General features: G+C 66.1%; 18 protein-coding genes. 6 read left to right on the forward strand and 12 right to left on the reverse strand.

The features are described from left to right. Positions 1-134: 134 nt before the first annotated feature. Positions 135-941, forward strand: a complete 807-nt coding sequence (locus tag OU419_RS22765; RefSeq protein ID WP_254470494.1) for a SirB1 family protein — start codon at positions 135-137, stop codon at positions 939-941. 7 nt (positions 942-948) lie between these two features. Here the strand turns inward: OU419_RS22765 and OU419_RS22770 are convergent, their stop codons facing one another. The 3 genes from OU419_RS22770 to OU419_RS22780 all read right to left on the reverse strand — a co-directional run bounded on the left by OU419_RS22770 (position 949) and on the right by OU419_RS22780 (position 6,862). Then, positions 949-3,477, reverse strand: a complete 2,529-nt coding sequence (locus tag OU419_RS22770) for a LuxR C-terminal-related transcriptional regulator (protein WP_254470493.1) — start codon at positions 3,475-3,477, stop codon at positions 949-951. Positions 3,478-3,658: 181 nt separating this feature from the next. Then, positions 3,659-5,029 (reverse strand): DUF1329 domain-containing protein, encoded by a 1,371-nt coding sequence (locus tag OU419_RS22775; RefSeq protein WP_254470492.1) that lies wholly within the window; start codon positions 5,027-5,029, stop codon positions 3,659-3,661. A gap of 24 nt (positions 5,030-5,053) precedes the next feature. Then, complete coding sequence (locus OU419_RS22780) at positions 5,054-6,862, reverse strand: DUF1302 domain-containing protein (RefSeq protein WP_254470491.1); 1,809 nt, start codon at positions 6,860-6,862, stop codon at positions 5,054-5,056. Between the two features lie 294 nt (positions 6,863-7,156). Here OU419_RS22780 and OU419_RS22785 point away from each other — a divergent pair, with 294 nt between their 5' ends. The 3 genes from OU419_RS22785 to OU419_RS22795 all read left to right on the forward strand — a co-directional run bounded on the left by OU419_RS22785 (position 7,157) and on the right by OU419_RS22795 (position 9,825). After that, the gene (locus tag OU419_RS22785; protein WP_408004967.1) at positions 7,157-7,909 is read left to right on the forward strand and encodes an AraC family transcriptional regulator; all 753 of its coding nucleotides are present in this window, start codon (positions 7,157-7,159) and stop codon (positions 7,907-7,909) included. A gap of 113 nt (positions 7,910-8,022) precedes the next feature. Further along, on the forward strand, positions 8,023-9,444 hold the full coding sequence (locus OU419_RS22790) for an NAD(P)/FAD-dependent oxidoreductase (protein WP_254470489.1): 1,422 nt from the start codon (positions 8,023-8,025) through the stop codon (positions 9,442-9,444). Positions 9,445-9,477: 33 nt separating this feature from the next. Next, positions 9,478-9,825 carry a cupin domain-containing protein gene (locus OU419_RS22795; protein WP_254470488.1) on the forward strand — a complete coding sequence of 116 codons (348 nt, stop codon included), beginning with the start codon at positions 9,478-9,480 and terminating at the stop codon, positions 9,823-9,825. 66 nt (positions 9,826-9,891) lie between these two features. On the opposite strand, the gene OU419_RS22800 is transcribed toward OU419_RS22795, so the two are convergent. From OU419_RS22800 to OU419_RS22820, 5 genes are all read right to left on the reverse strand, one after another. Continuing rightward, a complete protein-coding gene (locus tag OU419_RS22800; protein ID WP_254470487.1) occupies positions 9,892-10,659 on the reverse strand; it encodes a crotonase/enoyl-CoA hydratase family protein in 768 nt (255 codons plus the stop codon). A 236-nt stretch (positions 10,660-10,895) separates the two neighbouring features. Further along, entirely contained in the window at positions 10,896-11,807 is a 912-nt protein-coding gene (locus OU419_RS22805) for an SDR family oxidoreductase (RefSeq protein ID WP_254470486.1), read from the reverse strand. A 112-nt stretch (positions 11,808-11,919) separates the two neighbouring features. Further along, positions 11,920-12,213, reverse strand: coding sequence for a hypothetical protein (locus tag OU419_RS22810; RefSeq protein WP_254470485.1), 294 nt, complete (start codon positions 12,211-12,213; stop codon positions 11,920-11,922). A 59-nt stretch (positions 12,214-12,272) separates the two neighbouring features. After that, positions 12,273-13,181, reverse strand: a complete 909-nt coding sequence (locus OU419_RS22815; RefSeq protein ID WP_254470484.1) for an alpha/beta fold hydrolase — start codon at positions 13,179-13,181, stop codon at positions 12,273-12,275. After that, positions 13,181-13,963: a class II aldolase/adducin family protein gene (locus OU419_RS22820; RefSeq protein ID WP_254470483.1), complete on the reverse strand. Its 783-nt coding sequence runs from the start codon at positions 13,961-13,963 to the stop codon at positions 13,181-13,183. Before OU419_RS22820 ends, OU419_RS22815 begins: the two co-directional genes overlap by 1 nt. A 390-nt stretch (positions 13,964-14,353) precedes the next feature. Here OU419_RS22820 and OU419_RS22825 point away from each other — a divergent pair, with 390 nt between their 5' ends. Further along, entirely contained in the window at positions 14,354-15,067 is a 714-nt protein-coding gene (locus OU419_RS22825) for a WbqC family protein (protein ID WP_254470482.1), read from the forward strand. Between the two features lie 2 nt (positions 15,068-15,069). Here the strand turns inward: OU419_RS22825 and OU419_RS22830 are convergent, their stop codons facing one another. Beyond that, complete coding sequence (locus OU419_RS22830; RefSeq protein ID WP_254470481.1) at positions 15,070-15,756, reverse strand: LrgB family protein; 687 nt, start codon at positions 15,754-15,756, stop codon at positions 15,070-15,072. After that, entirely contained in the window at positions 15,743-16,120 is a 378-nt protein-coding gene (locus tag OU419_RS22835; RefSeq protein WP_254470480.1) for a CidA/LrgA family protein, read from the reverse strand. The genes OU419_RS22830 and OU419_RS22835 overlap by 14 nt, the downstream gene beginning before the upstream one ends. A 109-nt stretch (positions 16,121-16,229) precedes the next feature. Between OU419_RS22835 and OU419_RS22840 the strand changes: the two genes are divergently transcribed. Next, positions 16,230-17,126, forward strand: a complete 897-nt coding sequence (locus tag OU419_RS22840; protein WP_254470479.1) for a LysR family transcriptional regulator — start codon at positions 16,230-16,232, stop codon at positions 17,124-17,126. Between the two features lie 12 nt (positions 17,127-17,138). Here OU419_RS22840 and OU419_RS22845 read toward each other — a convergent pair whose 3' ends face one another. After that, positions 17,139-17,606 carry a cupin domain-containing protein gene (locus OU419_RS22845; protein ID WP_254470478.1) on the reverse strand — a complete coding sequence of 156 codons (468 nt, stop codon included), beginning with the start codon at positions 17,604-17,606 and terminating at the stop codon, positions 17,139-17,141. Next, positions 17,606-18,058: a flavodoxin gene (locus tag OU419_RS22850; protein ID WP_254470477.1), complete on the reverse strand. Its 453-nt coding sequence runs from the start codon at positions 18,056-18,058 to the stop codon at positions 17,606-17,608. Before OU419_RS22850 ends, OU419_RS22845 begins: the two co-directional genes overlap by 1 nt. Between the last annotated feature and the right edge of the window lie 78 nt (positions 18,059-18,136).

The following is an 18,136-nucleotide window of genomic DNA, read 5'->3' on the forward strand; positions in this document are numbered from 1 at the left end:
GCTCCGATTCGGGGCCATATCAGTATAGGCAGCACCATTGGTTACGCGTTCGACCGCGATGATCGTATCGCGGCGGGAGACTGGACGGGCGACGCCCACTGCGGTTAAAACCGCAGAGTCAGCCGGAGAACGCCATGGACCCGCGCCAAGCCTGCCTCGCCTGTCTCGCCCAGGATCCACCCGCTCTGTTCGAGGCGGCGCTGTGGATCGCCGCCGAACACGAGCCGCACCAGCCGCCGGCGCAGGCGCAGCGCCTGCTCGACACGCTGCTGCATCAGGTTGCGGTGGCACTGCCTTCGACCAGCGATGCCGAACGGGCGCAAGCGCTGCTGCGCCGGCTGAGCGAACTGGGCTTCGCCGAAGACGACGCCCTCCCCCTGCAACCGCGCGCCGCGCTGCTCCCCCATGTGCTGCAACGCCGCCACGGACAGCCGCTGTCACTGGCGCTGATCGCTCTGGAGCTGGCACGCCTGCACGGTATCGCGCTGGTTGGGGTGAATTTTCCCGGACGCTTCCTGCTGCGCGTCCCCGGCGCCGACCACCTGCTCGATCCCGCCACCGGCCGTCGCATCTATACCCGCGACTGCCGCGACCTGCTGGTTCGCCAGTTGGGCGCACAGGCCGAGTTGTCCGCCGCCCACCTGAAAACCGCCAGCGCCGCCGACATGCTGCAACGCCTGTCACGCAACCTGCGACAGTTGCACCTGGGTGTGGGCGAGCCGCTGGCCGCGCTCAAGGATGCACAACGGGTACTGGAGCTGGGTCCGCCCACCGCGAGCGATCACCTGGCCCGCGCCGATCTCTATCACACCCTCGATTGCCCCCAGGCCGAGCGCTACGACCTGGAGCGCGCGATGCTGCTCAGCGACGACAGCGCCGAGCAACTGCGCCTGGCCCGTCGGCTGGCGGACATCAGCGTACCGCCCAAGGCATTGCACTGAGCGACTCTCAGATCTTCAGCAGCCCCAGCTCCTTCGCCCGCGCCACCGCCTGGGTACGGCGCTCTACGCCGAGCTTGCCGTTTATCCGCCGGGCATGGGTTTTCACCGTATGCAGCGAGATATAGAGCCGCTCGCCGATCTCCAGGTTCGAACAGCCCCGCGCGATCAGCTCCAGCACCGACAGTTCGCGCAGGCTCAGGAGGTTGTGAGCGGGCACCTCCCCCGTTCCAGGGCGCAGGCCGAACAGGGCGGGTTGGCGACGCTGGGTCTCGCGCAGGGTGGCAAGCAGACCGAAACGCTGCGCCAGTGCCACGCCGTCGTCGAGCGCCTGCCGCGCTTCGTCCAGGTTGCCGCCGATGTAATGGGTTTCAGCCAGAGCCAGCCAGACATCGCAGGCCAGCGTATGGCGCCCCTGGCGCAACAGATCCGGCAGCATCGCCTGCAGGCGCTGCCGTGCGCCTTCGACCTCACCGTCGTACAGTTCCGCCAGCGCCAGGTGATGCTCGACCTGGAGAATCTGGTCCGGCGCCGCGGCCGGAGGTGTCAGACGATCGATCCGGTAACGTGCGGCAACTCGCTGCAGCACTTCGCGCGCCGGCCCCGGACGCCCCTGGCGCAGATTCAGCGCGCCACTGGCCAGCAGCAGCGGGCCGCGATACATCGGCTCCGGCACGTGTTGCAGTTGCATCAGCCTCTCCACCTCGATCAGGCGGTTGAATGCGCCTTCGGTGTCGCCGTCGAGGGCGTCCAGCCAGGCCAGGCCGGTGAATCCGTAGATCAGGCTCGGGTCGTGGCTGCGGCGGGTTTCGATGAGGCCGGAGATGAACAGCTCCCGCGCTTCCTCGTCGCGGCCCTGGCGCAGGCACAGCCAGCCGCGGCGCAAGGCCACGCGGCCGGCCATGGCGTTGCCGGCCACGCGTGTTTCGTCGAGGTACTCCTGTACTCGTGCCAGCAACGCATCGGCGCGCTGCAGCTCGCCGCGCTGTTCCAGCCATTGGGCGCGGTCGAGTTCCAGCAGCGCTTCGAAGGTCAGGCTGCCATGCAGCCGCGCCAGCTTGAGGGCATCGCGGTTGATCAGCCGGGCCTCCGCCAGCCGTCCATCGGCCTGGGCCTGCTGGGTCAGCGCCGAGAGGCAGATCAGCGTCTGCGCCCAGGCATCCTCCGGCAGGTGCTCCAGCGCCTCGCGCAACTGTTCGCCAGCCCCCATGCGTCCCCTGGCGTGGTTGAGCACGCCATTAAGCCCCTGCCACTGGGCGATCAGCGCGCGCTGGCGGCGCGCGCCGGGCATCGGCAGGAAGCGGGTAAAGCCGGCGAGCAGCGCTTCCACGTCGTCCAGCCGGCCGACGAACAGCAGCGTCCAGGCATTGAGGATAAGCAGGCGCGGTGTACTGCACAGCAGTTCGGCAGGCATCATCTCGCGCAGCCGCAGTACCCGGTCGACATTGCAGCCGTGCAGCAACTGCTCCTCGGTGAATCCCTGCAACAGGCTGGCCGATACATCGGGCTCGTCGGCGAGCAGCGAATGCTCGAACGCCGAGTGGATTTCGCCGCCCTGGGTAAACCACTGGCACGCACGCCGATGCAGGGTCGCCGCCGGCCAGCGCGACAGGCTGGCCAGCGCCGGCGCGACCATCGGCGCCACGCGGAACCAGTGCTGCGTGTTGTCCACCGGTTCGATCAGTGCGCCCCAGCCAAGCAGCCCGTCCAACCCCTGGCCCGGTTCGTCGAACAGGTAGTCGCTCAATTCGCGGTTGAAGCGCGGGATGTAGGCCAGGGCGCAGAGCGTTTCCGCCAGCGCCGCCGGCAACGTCGCCAGGACCTCGCGCTGCAGGTAATCCTGCAACAGCGCGCCACCGGTTTCCGCCAGTTGCGTGGCGCACGGTGCCAGGCCGTCGCTGCCCATGCTCAGCAGGCGCAGGCGTACACCGGCGAACCAGCCCTGGGTCGAGTCGTGCAGCGATTCGCGCTGGGCTTGCGGCCACTCCAGGCCGTCCGCTTGTAGATAGCGATCCAGCTCGTACTGGGTCAGGGCGAGATTCGCGGCGCCCACCTCCAGCAGTTCGCCTTCGAGCAACAGGCGGGTCAGGTTGCACAGTGGCCGGCGCCGGCTGGCCAGCCACCAGCCGATCTGTGGCGAGGCCACGGCGAGCAGGCGGTCGAAGCAGTCATCCAGTGCTGCATCGGGTGCGCGCGGATAGTCGTCGAGCATCAGCCAGGTCGGCTCGCTGGCAGTCTCCAGCCAGGCACACAGGGCATCCTCGCCGGCCCACGGCACGCCCAGCGCTTCGCCCAGGCGCTCGCAGAACTGCGCGGGTTCCAGCGAGCGGCCCCCCAACCCCAGCCAGACAACCCGGATGCCCACCGGCGCCAGGCGGGCGCACTCGCTCATCAGCACCGTCTTGCCACAGCCGGGTGGCGCCACGAGCAGGCGAAGGCGGCATTCGGCGGCGCTCAGGCTGGCATGCAGCCGTTCGCGGGGCAGGTGCTGGCGTGGCAGGCGCGGCAGCGCCGCGCGGTGCAGGGCGATTGTCGACATGGGCTTCTTCCGGCCATTTGCAGGCCAGACTATGCCGGCCAGAGGGCCGGGCAAAGGACCATTAGCCGCACTCATGGGGCGTCATAGCGCAACATGCGCAAGGGCCTGGCAGACAGCTTACAGCGTCATAAAAGAAACCCGGCGACCACACGGGGCGCCGGGCAAAGGAGCGGATTTCCGGTCAGCGCACGCCGGTATTGCGCAGTGCCGCCGGAGTGAAGTCGGCCATGCTGGCCTTGATGCCGAACTGGTAGCCACGCCGCTCTTCGTTGTTCAGGCCAAAGGTCACGTAGCGGCCGGCGAGAACGTCGTACAGCGACTCGGCTGCGTAGCCGGTGGCCAGCTCGGTGTAGAAGGTCATGCTATGGCCTTCACCGACGCGCCACAGTTGGCCGCGACCGTCGTACAGCTCGGATTCGGCGATCTGCCAACTGTCCTCGTCGAGGTAGAAGTGGCGGGTAGCGTAGATGTTGCGCTCGCCGGACTTGAGGGTGCCCACGACTTCCCACACGCGGTGCAACTCGTAGCGGGTCAGGTCCTGGTTGATGTGGCCCGGCTTGACGATGTCATCGTACTTGAGGTCCGGCGAGTTCAGGCGATAGCTGTTGTACGGAATGTACATTTCGCGCTTGCCCACCAGTTTCCAGTCGTAGCGGTCCGGCGCGCCGGAGAACATGTCGTAGTTGTCGGAGGTGCGCATGCCGTCGGAAGCGGTGCCCGGACCATCGTAGGCTACCTGCGGGGCACGGCGCACTCGGCGCTGCCCGGCGTTGTAGATCCACGCCAGGCGCGGCTCCTTCACCTGGTCCAGGGTTTCGTGGACCAGCAGGACGTTACCGGCCAGGCGCGCCGGAGCCGTTACCTGCTGCTTGAAGTAGGTGAGGATGTTGCCGGTCTTGCTGGCGTCCTGGTCCGTGATGTTCTGCGGCACCGCGATCGATTCTTCGAAGCGGATCGGAGTGTAGCTGCCGTTGGTCTGCGGCACTACCTGCACCACGGTGCGCGAGATGTTACCGCCGTGGTAACGGGTCAGGTGGTTCCACAGCGCCTGTACGCCGTTCTTCGGAATCGGGAAGGCGTAGTAGCGGCTTTTCTCGAAGTTTTCCAGGCCATTGCCGTCGTTGATCGGCTGGACGAACTCGGCGCTACGCTTGATCGAGCCATAGATCTCGTCGGGCAGCGCGAAGGTGCGATGGCTGGTGTATACCGGGATCTTGTAGGTCTGCGGGTAGCGCTTGAACATCGCCATCTGCCCGGCGGACAGTTTGTCCTTGTACTGCTCGGCATTCTGCGCGGTGATGGTGAACAGCGGTTTCTCGCCAGCGAACGGGTCGGAGAGGAAGCCCTTGGCGTCAAGCTTGCCGGCCGTGCGGGAGATGCCGCCGGTCCAGGCCGGGATGCTGCCGTCGGCGTTGCCTTCCTTCTGCGAGCCCATCGGCGTCAGGCTGGTACCCAGCTTGGCCACATCATCGGCGGAGACGGCCGCCATCACGCCGCAGGACAACAGGCTCAGTGCCAGCGCGCCGCATTGAAGGATTCGTGTCGTTCTCATACGTCAGTTCCTTGGTCAGGCAGGTCAGAAGTTCACGCCGAAGCTGAGCGCGAGGAAGTCCCGATCGACGATGGTGTTGTAGTCGCCACCGAAGAAGTTCGTGTAGCTCAGGCTCGCGGTGTAGGTGTTCTGGTAGTCGGCATCGATGCCGATGCTGGCGGCCTTGCTGCCTTCGTTGAACACCGGACCGGTGCCGTTGACGTCCTGCGACCAGGCGATGTTCGGCTTGAGGTTGACCCCGGCGAACACGTTGTTGTAGTCCCAGATGGCGCGGGTGCGGTAACCCCAGGAGGAAGAGGTGTAGAAGCCGCCGCTGCCGTACTCGTCGTCGGCCGCCGCGTTCTCCGGCACGCCGTACACCGAATCACGACCGTAGCGCTCGCCGACCTTGTTGGTCATGCCGCCAACGTAGGTCACGCCGACTTCGCCAACCAGGGTCAGGCGGTCTGCGCCCATGACCTGATCGAAGAAGTGGGTGAAGGTGGTCTGCGCCTGAGTCACTTCCTTGCGCACGTAACCGTGGTTGACCTGGTTGGCCTGGGCCAGAGCGCCAGCCACGCCGCCAGTGGCGAAGCCGTTGGCCACGGTGGTGGCCAGCAGCGGCGTCAGGTCGGTGGTGTTGAGCTGCAGCGGCATGTTCGGCCGGTAGCTGATCTCGCCCTGCCACGCAGTGCCGGTGGGCAGTGTGGTGGAGAAGCTCAGGCCGTACAGGCGGATGTCCTCGGGGTATTCGAGGAAGTAGTGGCCGCGGCCAAGCAGGATCGGCTGGGCCAGCGCCGAGGCGCCCGCACCGATGGCGCGCAGAGCGTTGCCGATATCAGCGGAGCCGGCGTTCTGCATGCTCACGATGGGCGTGCGGCTGTGATAGTTCATCACATAGGCGCCGTACTCGGTATCGGAACCCAGCCAGCGCATGGACAGGCCCCACTGGCCGGAGTCGCGGGCGTCGCGGTCGGCGCCGCGCGGCACCATCAGGCCCTCGGGAGTGACGGTCACGCCCAGCGAGTTGAGCAGCGCCTTGGTCGCCGGGGCGTTCAGCGCGGTGACGGTGTTCTTGTCGAGGACGTTGTAGTTGGTGTTGCAGCCATCGGCCGCCACGTCGGTGGTGGAGAAGAAGGTGCCGCAGTTGTCCAGAACGGTCTGGTCCCACTCCAACTGGTAGAAACCTTCCACGGAGAGGCTGTCGGTGAGGCTCTGCGAGAGGTAGAGCATGTTCACCGGGATCAGGCCTTCCTTGATCTCCGAACCAGGGCGGCGGAACGCGGATACATCGATGGGGTTGATGGTGTTGATGCTGTTGCCGATGAACGAACTCTCACCCCAGCTCACTACCTGCTTGCCCACGCGAACGGTGCCGGGCAGGTCGGCGATGGAGTAGTTGTAGTAACCGAAGGCGTCCAGCAATTGTGCGCCGGAGGACTTGGCTCCCTCCTTGCGGCCGCTGTCGGAAATCGGCTTCCACTCGGTTCCCTCGTCCTTGAGACGGAAATCGTACCAGTACTTGCCGCGGGTGAAGACGCCGAAGTCCCCGTACTTCAGCTCCAGGTCATGAATGCCCTTGAAGATCTTCGAGAAGGTGTGGCCCTTGCGGAAGTTCAGGCGACCGTCATCGTTGGTCTGGGTCATGCCATGCCCGCCGTTGGCGGAACCGATCAGGTCCTGTTTCGGACTCTGCGTACTCCAGCTTGCCCCCACGGACAGGCTGGAATCGAACTGCCCTTCGATTTCCCCGATGTTGAAGTTGATCGCCTGAGCCTGGGTGGCGCATCCCAGGGCGACAGCAGTGGCGAGAAGTTGCGGTTGGAAGAATCCGCGCCTTGTTTTTGTTGTCATGCGGCTCTCCTGACGGTGTCTAGGTGGCTACACCCTACTCAGCCGCCGGGAGGGGAGTAAGCGCTCCAAGGTGGTATTTGAGCTGTCGCCCGAAAGAGTGAATCCCCCCTCTGGGACGGGTCTTTCCGAGCAGAATTGGCGCAGGCGATGACGGATCATCGAGAATCTGGATAGTGCATACAGACTTGCCACTACCCGAGCGACGCTGTTCTGGGGCATCCTTGGCAGCCTATGCACTACATCGACCAACGCCCGACCGACAGCCACCTCACCGAGCAGACCCGCGAGGTGGTTCTGCGCTATCACCAATGCTGGAAGGTTCGTGACCTCGAAGCGGTGCTCGAGCTCTACCATCCGCAGGTGGAGTACAACGACTTCTTCCAGAATCGCCGCCTGAGCCAGGGCGATCTGCGCGACTACGTGAGCACCACCATGCCCAGTCGCCCGGAGGAGTTCCTCGACCACATCGACCGCATCCGCGTCGACGGCGACACTGCCTTCATCCAGTACCGAATCGCCGTCACACTCAGCGGCCGCCTGGCGACCTTCCACTCCAGTGAGGCCATCACAGTGCGCGACGGCAAGATATGGCGGATCAACGAGTACGCCTCGGTCGTGCGCGAAGGCACCGAGAGCCGTACCCAGACCAGCGACCCACGCCCGGCGACCAGCCGCCTCGGCCTCTCGCCGCGCCAGTTGAGCCAACTGGCAAGCGACCTGGAACACTACTTCAGCAAGAACCAGCCCTACCTGGCGCCGGATCTCGACCTGACCCAGGTAGCCAGCGCCACCGGCTACACCCGCAACCAGATCTCCTACCTGCTCAACCAGGTGATGGGCCTGAGCTTCTACCAGTACGTCAACCAGACCCGCCTGCAGCACCTGCTCGCGCAGTTGCGTCCGCCGCTGCCGGCACGCATCGACGAGTTGGCGTTCTCCGCCGGCTTCAACTCGCTGTCGGCCTTCTACCGCTGCTTCCGCCAGCACACCGGGCAATCGCCACGCGAGTACCTCAAGCGCCTGCGCGACGAGCAGAACAGCGCCTGACCAACACCTGCCGGCGGGCGCGCGGGCACTCCCCGCGTACCCGCGCAGACGACAGAACCCCGCGCCGCTTCTAGGCTTGCCGACATCCCCCCTCTTCCCCTCCGGAGTCGTCTATGTCGGCATGGCGTCATATCAGTCTGTGGATGAACCAATTGGACGACGCCCTCGTCCCGCGTCCCTCCCTGGAAGGTGCACTGGAAGTCGACGTGGCCATCGCCGGCGCCGGTTATACCGGGCTGTGGACTGCCTATTACCTCAAGCAGCGCGCGCCGCAACTGAAGATCGCCATCGTCGAGGCGGAAACCGCCGGCTTCGGTGCCTCCGGGCGCAACGGCGGCTGGCTGATGGGCAACATTCTCGGCGAGGACCGCCTGCTCGCCGGCCTCTCGCCGGAACAGCGCCGCGCGTCCTACGACCTGCTGCACGATATCCCCGATGAAGTGGCTCGCGTGCTCGACCGCGAAGGCATCGACTGCGACTATCGCAAGGGCGGCGTGCTTTACACCGCCGCGCGCTACCCCGAGCAGGAAACCCGCCTGCGGCAGTACCTCGCCCACCTGCACGCCGAGGGCCTGACGGAGGATGACTACCGCTGGCTGAGCAAGAGCGAGCTGGCCGAACAACTGCGCATCCCCAGCGCACTGGGCGCCATCCACACCCCGCACTGCGCCACCATCGATCCGGCCAAGCTGGTCCGTGGCCTGGCCCGCGCCGTGGAACGCCTGGGCGTGCAGATCTTCGAGAAGAGCCGCGTCACCTACTGGCAGCCCGGCGTGCTGCGTACCGCCAAGGGCGAGCTGAAGGCTCACTGGGTGGTGCCGGCCATCGAAGGCTACGCTGCCGACCTGCCGCCGCTGGGCAACTACCAGTTGCCGGTGCAGAGTCTGCTGGTGGCCACCGAGCCGCTGCCAGAATCGGTGTGGGCGCAAATCGGCCTCGACAAGGGCCAGGCGTTCAGCGAATTCAGCCGCCAGGTCACCTATGGCCAGCGCACCCCCGACAACCGCCTGGCCTTCGGCGCACGCGGCGGCTACCGCTTTGGCGGCAAGCTGCGCACCGACTTCAACCTGAACGACGACGAAGTCGGACTGCGTCGCTACCTGTTCGGTGAGTTGTTTCCGCAACTCAAGGATGTGCGCATCACCCACACCTGGGGTGGCAACCTCGGCATGTCGCGGCGCTTCCACCCGCATATGCTGATCGACCGCCGCAACGGCATCGCGCTCTCCGGCGGCTACGGCGGAGAAGGCGTCGGCGCCACCAACCTGGGCGGCCGTACGCTGGCCGACCTGATCCTGGGCCAGGCCAGCGACCTGACCCGCCAACCCTGGGTGATCGACGACCGCAGCATGCAGGACGCCCTGCGTGGCTGGGAGCCGGAACCGTGCCGCTGGCTGGGCTACAACGCGATCATCCGCAGTTTCGTGCACGAAGACGAAGTCCTGGCCAACCCGCACAGCGCGCCCTGGCGTCGCCAACTGGCGGAGAAACTCGCCGCGACGATGGAAAGCCTGATGACCTGGAAGGTCGGCTGATCCGTCCCCCCACCCCCACTGGAGCCCCGAAGAATGAAACTGACCCACCTGAAAAACACCCTGCACGCCGAGCTCGGTGAAGCCAACCCGGTCGCCGTGCCGCTGGGCGAGCCGGTCTCGGAAACCCGCGTGGAATCCATCGAGCGTCCGGACCGCGTGGAAACCGGCATCTGGGAATGCACTCCCGGCCGCTGGCGCCGGCAGATCGTCGAGCAGGAGTTCTGCCACTTCATCGCAGGCCGCGGCACCTTTACGCCGGACGGTGGCGAGCCGATCGCCTTCCAGGCCGGCGATGCCTTCCTGCTGCCGCAGAACAGCCTCGGCGTGTGGGATATCCAGGAAACCGTGCGCAAGACTTACGTGATCATCGACCGCGACTGATTGCACGTGGGGACGAGGGAAAAGTCCGTTCCCCGGGCTTTTCCTTCCACCTCGACTGCAGCCCTCTCAAAACTCTCCGTGCCGCCCTTGCCCGCCGGCAAAGCGCCTGGCGCCCTGCACCGTCTCGCCACTCTCGATCACAGCCAGGCCGCCCTGGAATTCGTTGGCCAGCGCCACGTCGAAGGACAGGTTCCACTGCGTGAAGACGCTGTCGCGGTCGGCCAGCATGCAGCGCTGGGGAAACTCGGCGATCTCCCGCGCCAGTTCCTCCGCCGCCTCCAGCGCCTGACCACGCGGCACCACGCGATTGGCCAGGCCCATCATCAGCGCCTCCTGCGCACCGACGGGACGACCGGTGAGGATCATGTCCAGCGCCCTGCCCTGGCCAATGATGCGCGGCAGGCGCACGGTGCCGCCGTCGATCAGCGGCACGCCGAATCGCCGGCAGAAGACCCCGCACACCGCGTCCTCCGCCATCACCCGCATGTCGGCCAGCAGCGCCAGCTCCAGCCCGCCGGCTACCGCGTACCCCTCAATGGCGGCAATCAGCGGTTTGGAGAGCTGCATGCGGCTGGGCCCCATCGGCCCGTCCCCTTCGGTCTCCAGCCGATTGCGACGCTCGCCGTCCTCGGCCACCGCCGCCAGGTCGGCGCCCGCGCAGAAGGTGCCACCGGCCCCCGCCAGCACGGCGACCCGCGCCTCGTCGTCCTGCTCGAAATCGCGCAACGCATCGGCCAGGGCCTCGGCGGTGGGGCGGTCCACTGCGTTGCGCACCGCCGGCCGCGCGATCACCAGGGTGGTCACCGGGCCGTTCTTCTGGATTATCACGCTCATGGCGAACTCCTCGGAGCCTGTTCGCGGCGAACCCGCGCCGCGGTAGGCGGAATGAGCCCGAAGAGCGGCGTTCTCGAAGCACAGCCAGGCAATTCCAGCACCCAACGCGCGGCAGATCGCAGACAGGCTCCCAGGCACCAATGCAAAGGGCCGGCTAAAAGCCGGCCCTCACACCTTACTGCGTCCGTCGCGCCGGAACAGCCCCACTGGCCATTCCGCCGGTCAGGCTGGCCGGATCAACCGGCGTATTTCTGCAGGTTCGCCATCATCTCGCGCAACGCTTCGACGTTGTCCTTCGGGTGCGCGGCGTTCTCGAAGTCGCAGATCTGCTGCCAGTTGGCCGCCACGTCCTCGACGCTGAAGCCCTTGCGCGGGTCGAAGCCAACGCCCAGGCTGCGCTCCCAGCGCACCTTGCCGATCCAGCCGCCACCGACTTCGAACAGGCCGGAGGTTTCCTGGCAGGCTTCGCTGCCCAGGTACACCACCAGCGGGCTGACCAGCTCGGGCTTGAGCTGCTCGAACACCTGCGGCGGGATCAGGCCCTCGGTCATGCGGGTACCGCCCGTGGGGGCGATGGCGTTGACGAAGATGTTGTTCTTGCGGCCTTCGATGGCCAGGTTGCGGGTCAGACCATACAGGCCGAGCTTGGCCATGCCGTAGTTGCTCTGACCGAAGTTGCCATAGATGCCGGATGTGGACGAAGTGAAGATCACCCGGCCGTAGCCCTGTTCGCGCATGAACGGCCAGGCCGCGCGGGTCACCTTGTAGGCGCCTTCGACGTGGACCTTGTAGACCAGGTCCCAGTCGGCGTCTTCCATCTTGTGGAAGGTCTTGTCGCGCAGGATGCCGGCGTTGTTCACCACGACATCGATGCGGCCGAACTCCTCGACAGCCTGGCGCACGATCTTCTCGCCGTCGGTCACCGAATCATGGTTGGCGATGGCGGTGCCGCCGGCTTCGCGGATTTCCGCCACCACGCGGTCGGCCGCCGAGGCGTTGGCGCCCTCACCGTGGGTGCTGCCGCCCAGGTCGTTCACCACTACCCTGGCGCCATGCCTGGCGAACAACAGCGCATGGGCACGGCCGATACCGCCGCCGGCTCCGGTAACGATCACGACTTTTCCGTCGAAACGCAGGGCATCACTCATGGGTTGGGACTCCAGGCAAGGATATTTGCGTCGAGTGTCCGGCAGTCATGATCCAGTCACAACCAAGACGAATACGGCTGAATGGTGCCCGATAAGGCCGGGGGATGATCCGTCAGCGAATCGGCAGGTTCGGTTGCTTCCGCGGCCCCAGCTTGAACAGCCACCAATCGTACTCGCTCCAGAGCAACATCAGCGCCACCATGCCCAGCAGGGCGAGCACAGCGGCGACCGCCAGCGGCCAGTAGCGTAGCTGCCAGGCGAAGTAGCCTGCTGCGGCGCCCGCGGCACCCAGGGCGAGCAGCAGCGGAACGGCGACCCACGCGAAACCGGCGTGCAACCGCAGCAGCAGGCGGTACAGCAGCGAACCTTGCGGCTGGCGCAGGGGAATAATGGTCTTGAGCGGCATCTGGCGCCCTCCGGGAAGAAATGCCCGGCAGGCTAGTGGCACCGGCGCTCATGCCACCATCAGTGTGATCTGATATCGCACGCAGATACATCCGTAACCTGCGCCAGACGAAACGCCAGGTAATGCTCCAGCACCTGTTCCGGCGCCTCGACCTGTGGATAGTGGCCGATGCCGCCGAGCAGCACGGTGTCGGGCCGCGGGATCAACTCCCGGTAGCGCTCCACCATGTGCGCGCCGGAAATCGGGTCCAGCGGTCCGTCGATCACGCGCATCGGCACCGCCGTGCGCTGCATCGCGCCGACCCAGCGCTCGCGATGCTCCCGGCGGTCGATAATGTAGTGGATCAGCCGGTGCATCACCCGGGGGCCGTCGTTGTGCTGGATCAGACTCCAGAAGCCATCCAGTTCCTCCTCGGACGGCTGGGTATGCGGACCGAACACCCGGGCGAAGTTCTGCGCCAGACGGCGACGGTCGAACAGGCGGCCGAACAGCCCGCCGAACGGGCTGAGCAGCAGCTTCTGCGACAGCACTGGCCGGTGGGTTTCCGGGAACAGCCCGCCATTGAGGAACACGCAGGACGCCGCCGCGAAATCCCCGTCTTCGTGCCGGGCGAGCAATTCCTGGCCAACGCTGTTGCCGTAGTCGTGCACCAGCAGATGGACCGGTTCACGCACCTGAAGGTACGCCAGCAGCGCCTGTTGCAGATCGGCCTGTTCGAGAATGCGGTAATCGTGCCCGCGTGGCTTGGCCGAATCGCCAAAGCCGAGCATGTCGCAGGCGATCACCCGGTAGCGCTCGGCCAGTGGCCGCCACAGGTAGTGCCAGTCCCAGGACGCCGTCGGGAATCCGTGGATCAGCAACAGCGGCTCGCCGGCACCGGCACACCAGTAGCGGATGCCGTGGCCACGGAAGTCGAAGGAACGGCCCTGCGCGCGCCAGTCACGCAGGGCGATGCCGGGCAGCCCCATCAGTCGCGGTAGCCAGGGTTCTGCTGGTCCAGCTTGCGCAGCAACGCCGGCCAGGCCAGCGCGCCACCCATGCCCTGCTTGCTGCGAGTGACGCCGGCGGCCATCGCGCGGGCGCCATCGAGGATCGGTTGCGGGATCATGATGAGCTCGGCGCCGCCGCCCTGGGCCAGCACCTGGATTTCGCAGGCGCGTTGCAGGGTGAACATCATCAGGAAGGTGTCGGCGATGGTCGGCGAACAGGTCAGCAGCCCGTGGTTGGGCAGGATCATGAAGCCGGCCTCGCCGAGGTCGGCTTGCAGGCGTGCCTTCTCCTCGTGGTTCAGCGCCACGCCTTCGTAGGCGTGGTACGCCAGGCTGGACAGCACGAACAGCGACTGCTGGGAAATCGGCAACAGGCCCTGCTTCTGCGCCGACACGGCGATGCCCGCCGGCGTGTGGGTATGCAGCACGCAGGAGACGTCGTGGCGGACTTCATGGATGGCACTGTGGATGGTGTAGCCGGCCGGGTTGATTTCGTACGGGCTGTCCATCAGCTTCTTGCCCGACAGGTCGATCTTCACCAGGCTCGACGCGGTGATCTCATGGAACATCATGCCGAACGGGTTGATCAGGAAGTCCTCGGTGCCGGGGACCTTGGCGGAGATGTGGGTGAAGATCAGGTCATCCCAGCCATGCATCGCAATCAGCCGGTAGCAGGCGGCGAGATCGATCCGGGTCTGCCATTCAGCGGCGGAGACCTGATCCTTGACGTTCACGGTGGGCAGCGGATGAGCGGCGTGCATGACTGGAACCTCTTCGTTGTTGTTTGACGCCGCAGTCTAGCCAGCGCCGCGCAAGACGGACTGTCACGGAACTGACAGTTGCGCGAGTCACGCTATGGCGAATGTTCCGGCATAAGCCTGGCGATTGAACCGGCTTGCGCGCCGGGCATCCACGCCTATAGTGGCCCAATACGCCGATGGAGCCCGGCGTGTGGACGACAACCTCACGATGGCGCCGTCCGAGCAGCGCAACGGCAGATCGCGCACTCGGGCTGGCGGAAGCGTCCCTGTCCTTCGAGCCTGCCGGAACGCCCGTCGAGCGTGCGGATCAGCAATTCGACATATCCAGCTGCACCCATGCCGTACCCCGGAGTCGGGAGGAGACTCCATGCCGGTCTACGAGGCACGTCCGTGAAAAAGACAGCCATCATGCAACCCTACTTCTTTCCCTACCTGGGCTACTTCAGCCTCATCAAGCACACCGACCTGTTCGTGCTGTTCGATACCGTGCAGTACATCCACCACGGCTGGATCGAGCGCAACCGCATCCTCCGGCAGCAGGAGGGCTGGCTGTACATCCGCGTGCCGCGGATCAAGCACAGCCGCAATACCCTGATCAAGGATGTGCGGGTGGACAACAGCCAGGACTGGCGGCGCAGCCTCTTCTCGCAACTGGAGGTGTACCGCAAGGTGGCGCCCTACTACCGCGACGTGCGCGAGATGATCGCCGCAGCACTGGATCACCCGTTCGACGACATCGTTTCGCTGAACAAGAGCACCCTGGAAGCCACCTGCGCCTACCTGGGTTTCCCCCGGCGGATGCCGGTGCTCTCGCGCATGGGTCTCGAAATGGAGCGGCCGACGGCGCCGGACGAGTGGGCGTTGAACATCTGCAAGGCGCTGGGCGGCGTTGAGGAATACTGGAATCCGCCTGGAGGACAGAGTTTCTTCGATCGCAGCAAGTTCGTCGCAGCCGGCCTCACCCTGCGCTTCCAGGAGCCGCGGCTGGCAAGCTACGACCAGCGGCGGCAGACTTTCGAGGCGGGCTTGTCGATCATCGATGTGATGATGTTCAACTCCCCTGCCGACACCTCCCGCATGCTCGACGCCTACGAACTCAACTGAGCCTACAGGCAGTACGCCAGGAGCGGCGCCAGCAGCAGGTTGAACAAGCCGGTCAGGACCATCAGCAGCCCCGCCGCCGAGCCTTCCTCGCCACCGAACTCGTATGCCCTGCTGGTGCCCGCACCGTGGGCGCCAACGCCCAGCAGAGCACCACGGGCCAGGGCGGAGCGTAGACGCAGCAGCTTCATCAAGACTCCGCCAATCAGCGCGCCGAACACCCCGGTGATCATCACGAAGGCTGCGGTCAGTGCCGGTACGCCGCCCAGGTCATGGGAAATTTCCATCGCGAACGGCGTAGTAATCGAGCGCGGCAGCAGCGACAGCGTCACCTGGCCATCCAGCGCCATGGCATGGGCCAATGCCCAGGAACTGCCGATGGCCACGGCGGAGCCGGCGAACATGCCGGTCAGCAGCGCCGGCCAGTGACGGGCCAGCAGCGCGCGCTGCTGCCAGATCGGGATGGCGAAAGCCACGGTTGCCGGGCCGAGCAGCGCGACCAGCCAGTTGGTGTCGCGGGCATAGTCGGCGTAGCTGGCGTGCATCGGTATCGCCAGGGCGAACAGCAGCGCCGGCACGAACACGATGGGCGACAGCCAGTACTGCTGGAAGCGGCGATACAGCAGCCGGCTGAGCAGGTAGCCGCCGAGGGTGGCGACCAGCCAGAACAGAGCTTCCTTATCGGGACTCATGACGTGACCTCCAATGGCACATCCACTCTACTGCCAGGGCGGTCGCCAGCATCACCAGCACGGTGCTGGCAGTGATCACCAGCAGGATTTTCCAGCCCTCGCTGCGCAGCAGCGGACCGTAGTCCAGCAGGCTCATCAGGGCGGGGATGAAGAACAGCAGCATCTCCGCCAGCAGCACTCCGGCACCACCTTGCAGCAACGCCGGACGGATGGCGCCGCAGGCGAACAGCACCAGCAGCAGCGCCAGACCGATCACCCCGCCAGGCAACGGCAGCCCGGTGCGCGTGGCGATCCAGCCGCCAACCCACCAGAAGGCGATCAGGACGGCGATTTCGAAGAGCAGACGCGAAGCGCGGCGAAGCATGACGGCGTACTCGGCAATAAGTGCGGGGAATCACGTTGGTAATGGCGCAAAGCGTACGCCCGCGCCTATCATCCCCAAAACGAATTGTTCGAATCGGAGCCATTCCAATATGGAATTCAAGCAGCTTCGCGCCTTCGCCGAAGTGGTCCGCCAGGGCAGCTTCACTCAGGCGGCGGTGCGCCTGAACGCCAGCCAGTCCGCGGTCAGCAAGCAGATCGCCCAGTTGGAACAGAGCCTGCGCGTGCAACTGCTGGAGCGCAGCGGCCCGCACGTGCGCCTCACCGCAGCCGGCGAAGTGGTGCTGCGTCGCGCCGAAGACATGCTGCGCCTGCGCCGCGAACTGCTCACCGAACTGGACGACCTCAGCCGCCTGCACCGCGGCGAGCTGCGCCTGGGACTGCCGCTGCTGGGGGCCGATGCGCTGTTCGCCGGACGCTTCGCCGAATACCGGCGGCGCTACCCGAACATCGTCGTGCACCTGATCGAAGGCGGCAGCAAGACGATGGAGGAACAGGTCTACAGCGGCGAACTGGAGCTGGGCGGCGGCCTTACGCCGGAAGATCCGGCTTTCGACTTCCAGCCCTTCTGCAACGAGCCGCTGGATGCCCTGCTGCCCGCGGACCACCCGCTGGCCACGCGGGAAAGTCTGAGCCTGGTGGAACTGGCCGACACCCCGTTCCTGCTCTACCAGCAGAGCTTCACACTGAACGACCGCCTGCTGCGCGCCTGCCGCGAAGCCGGATTCGAACCGAAGGAAGGCGGCCGCAGCGGCCAGGCAGACTTCCTCGGCGCACTGGTCGCCGCCGGGCAGGGCGTGGTGCTGCTGCCACGTGTGGTGGCCAGGGACCTGGAGCGCCCGGGAGTGGCGCGGGTACTGCTCAGCGAGCCGGACCTGCGTTGGGATATCAGCTTCATCTGGCGGCGCGATGCCTACCTGTCGAACGCGGCGAAAGCCTGGCTATCGCTGATGGAGGAAATGCCGTTGCATCCGCCAGGCTCGCAGTGACACCCAACCGCCTCAGAGCAGATCGGGGAACTCACCGGCCAGTCTCGGCCAGTCCCGCTGCGCCTGTGCATCGTCCGCCAGCAGCCGGAACCCGGCGAAGTCGAACGCCGGCGACACGGTGCAACCCACCAGCACGTAGTCCCCCAGGCAGCGCGCCGCCTGCCAGGCATGGGCGGGAACCGCGCGCTGCGGCAGGCTGCCCTCAGCCACCGCGCCCAGCAGCTCGCGACGTACGGCGTCGGGAGTTTGCGCCACCAGCAACTCCAGCGGCCCGCCCTCGTGGTAGTGCCACAGCTCGTCGGCATCCACCCGATGCCAGCGGCTGACCGTCCCGCCGGGCAGCAGGAAGAAAATCGCCGAAGACTGCTGGCGCCCATTGGCGTCCGCAAGCGCCGATTCGAATACCCGGCGATAGAAGCCGCCCTCCGGGTGCGGAGTGAGGCCCAGGGTATCGATCAGGTAGCGGGCGCGTGGATGCATCAGGCTTTCAGCGCGGCGATGAAGTCGGCGATCCACGGTTCGGAGTCGGTTTCCTGATCCACCGTCTCGCTGCCATCCAGGCGCAGCATCGGCACCGCTTCGCGCATACCCATCTCCGCCAGCAGCTCGCGCACCTGCTCGCCGCCACCGCAGTAGGTGTCGCCATAACTGGAATCACCCAGGGCGATCACCCCGCTCGGGCGGCCGCTCCAGTACGGAAGGCGGTCGCGCAGGGCATGGAACAAGGGTTGGAAGGTATCTGGAAGTTCGCCCATGCCCGTGGTCGAAGTCACCACCAGCAGCGCCTCGGGATCGAGGGCCAGCAGGCCGTCGAGGGTGGCGCGAGGGTCGTGCCAGGCTTCGAAACCGGCGGCTTCGAGCAGGCGCTTGGCATGGCGCGCGACCTCTTCGGAGGTGCCGTAGACCGAACCGGACAGAATGGCGACTTTCATGGTGGCTCCCACAAGGCAAGACAAGGCCGCTCATTATGCCCCATCCGTGCCGGGCCGCGCCGGGACTGGTATAGTTTT

Source organism: Pseudomonas triclosanedens, assembly GCF_026686735.1.
GTDB classification, from domain to species: Bacteria; Pseudomonadota; Gammaproteobacteria; order Pseudomonadales; family Pseudomonadaceae; genus Pseudomonas; species Pseudomonas triclosanedens.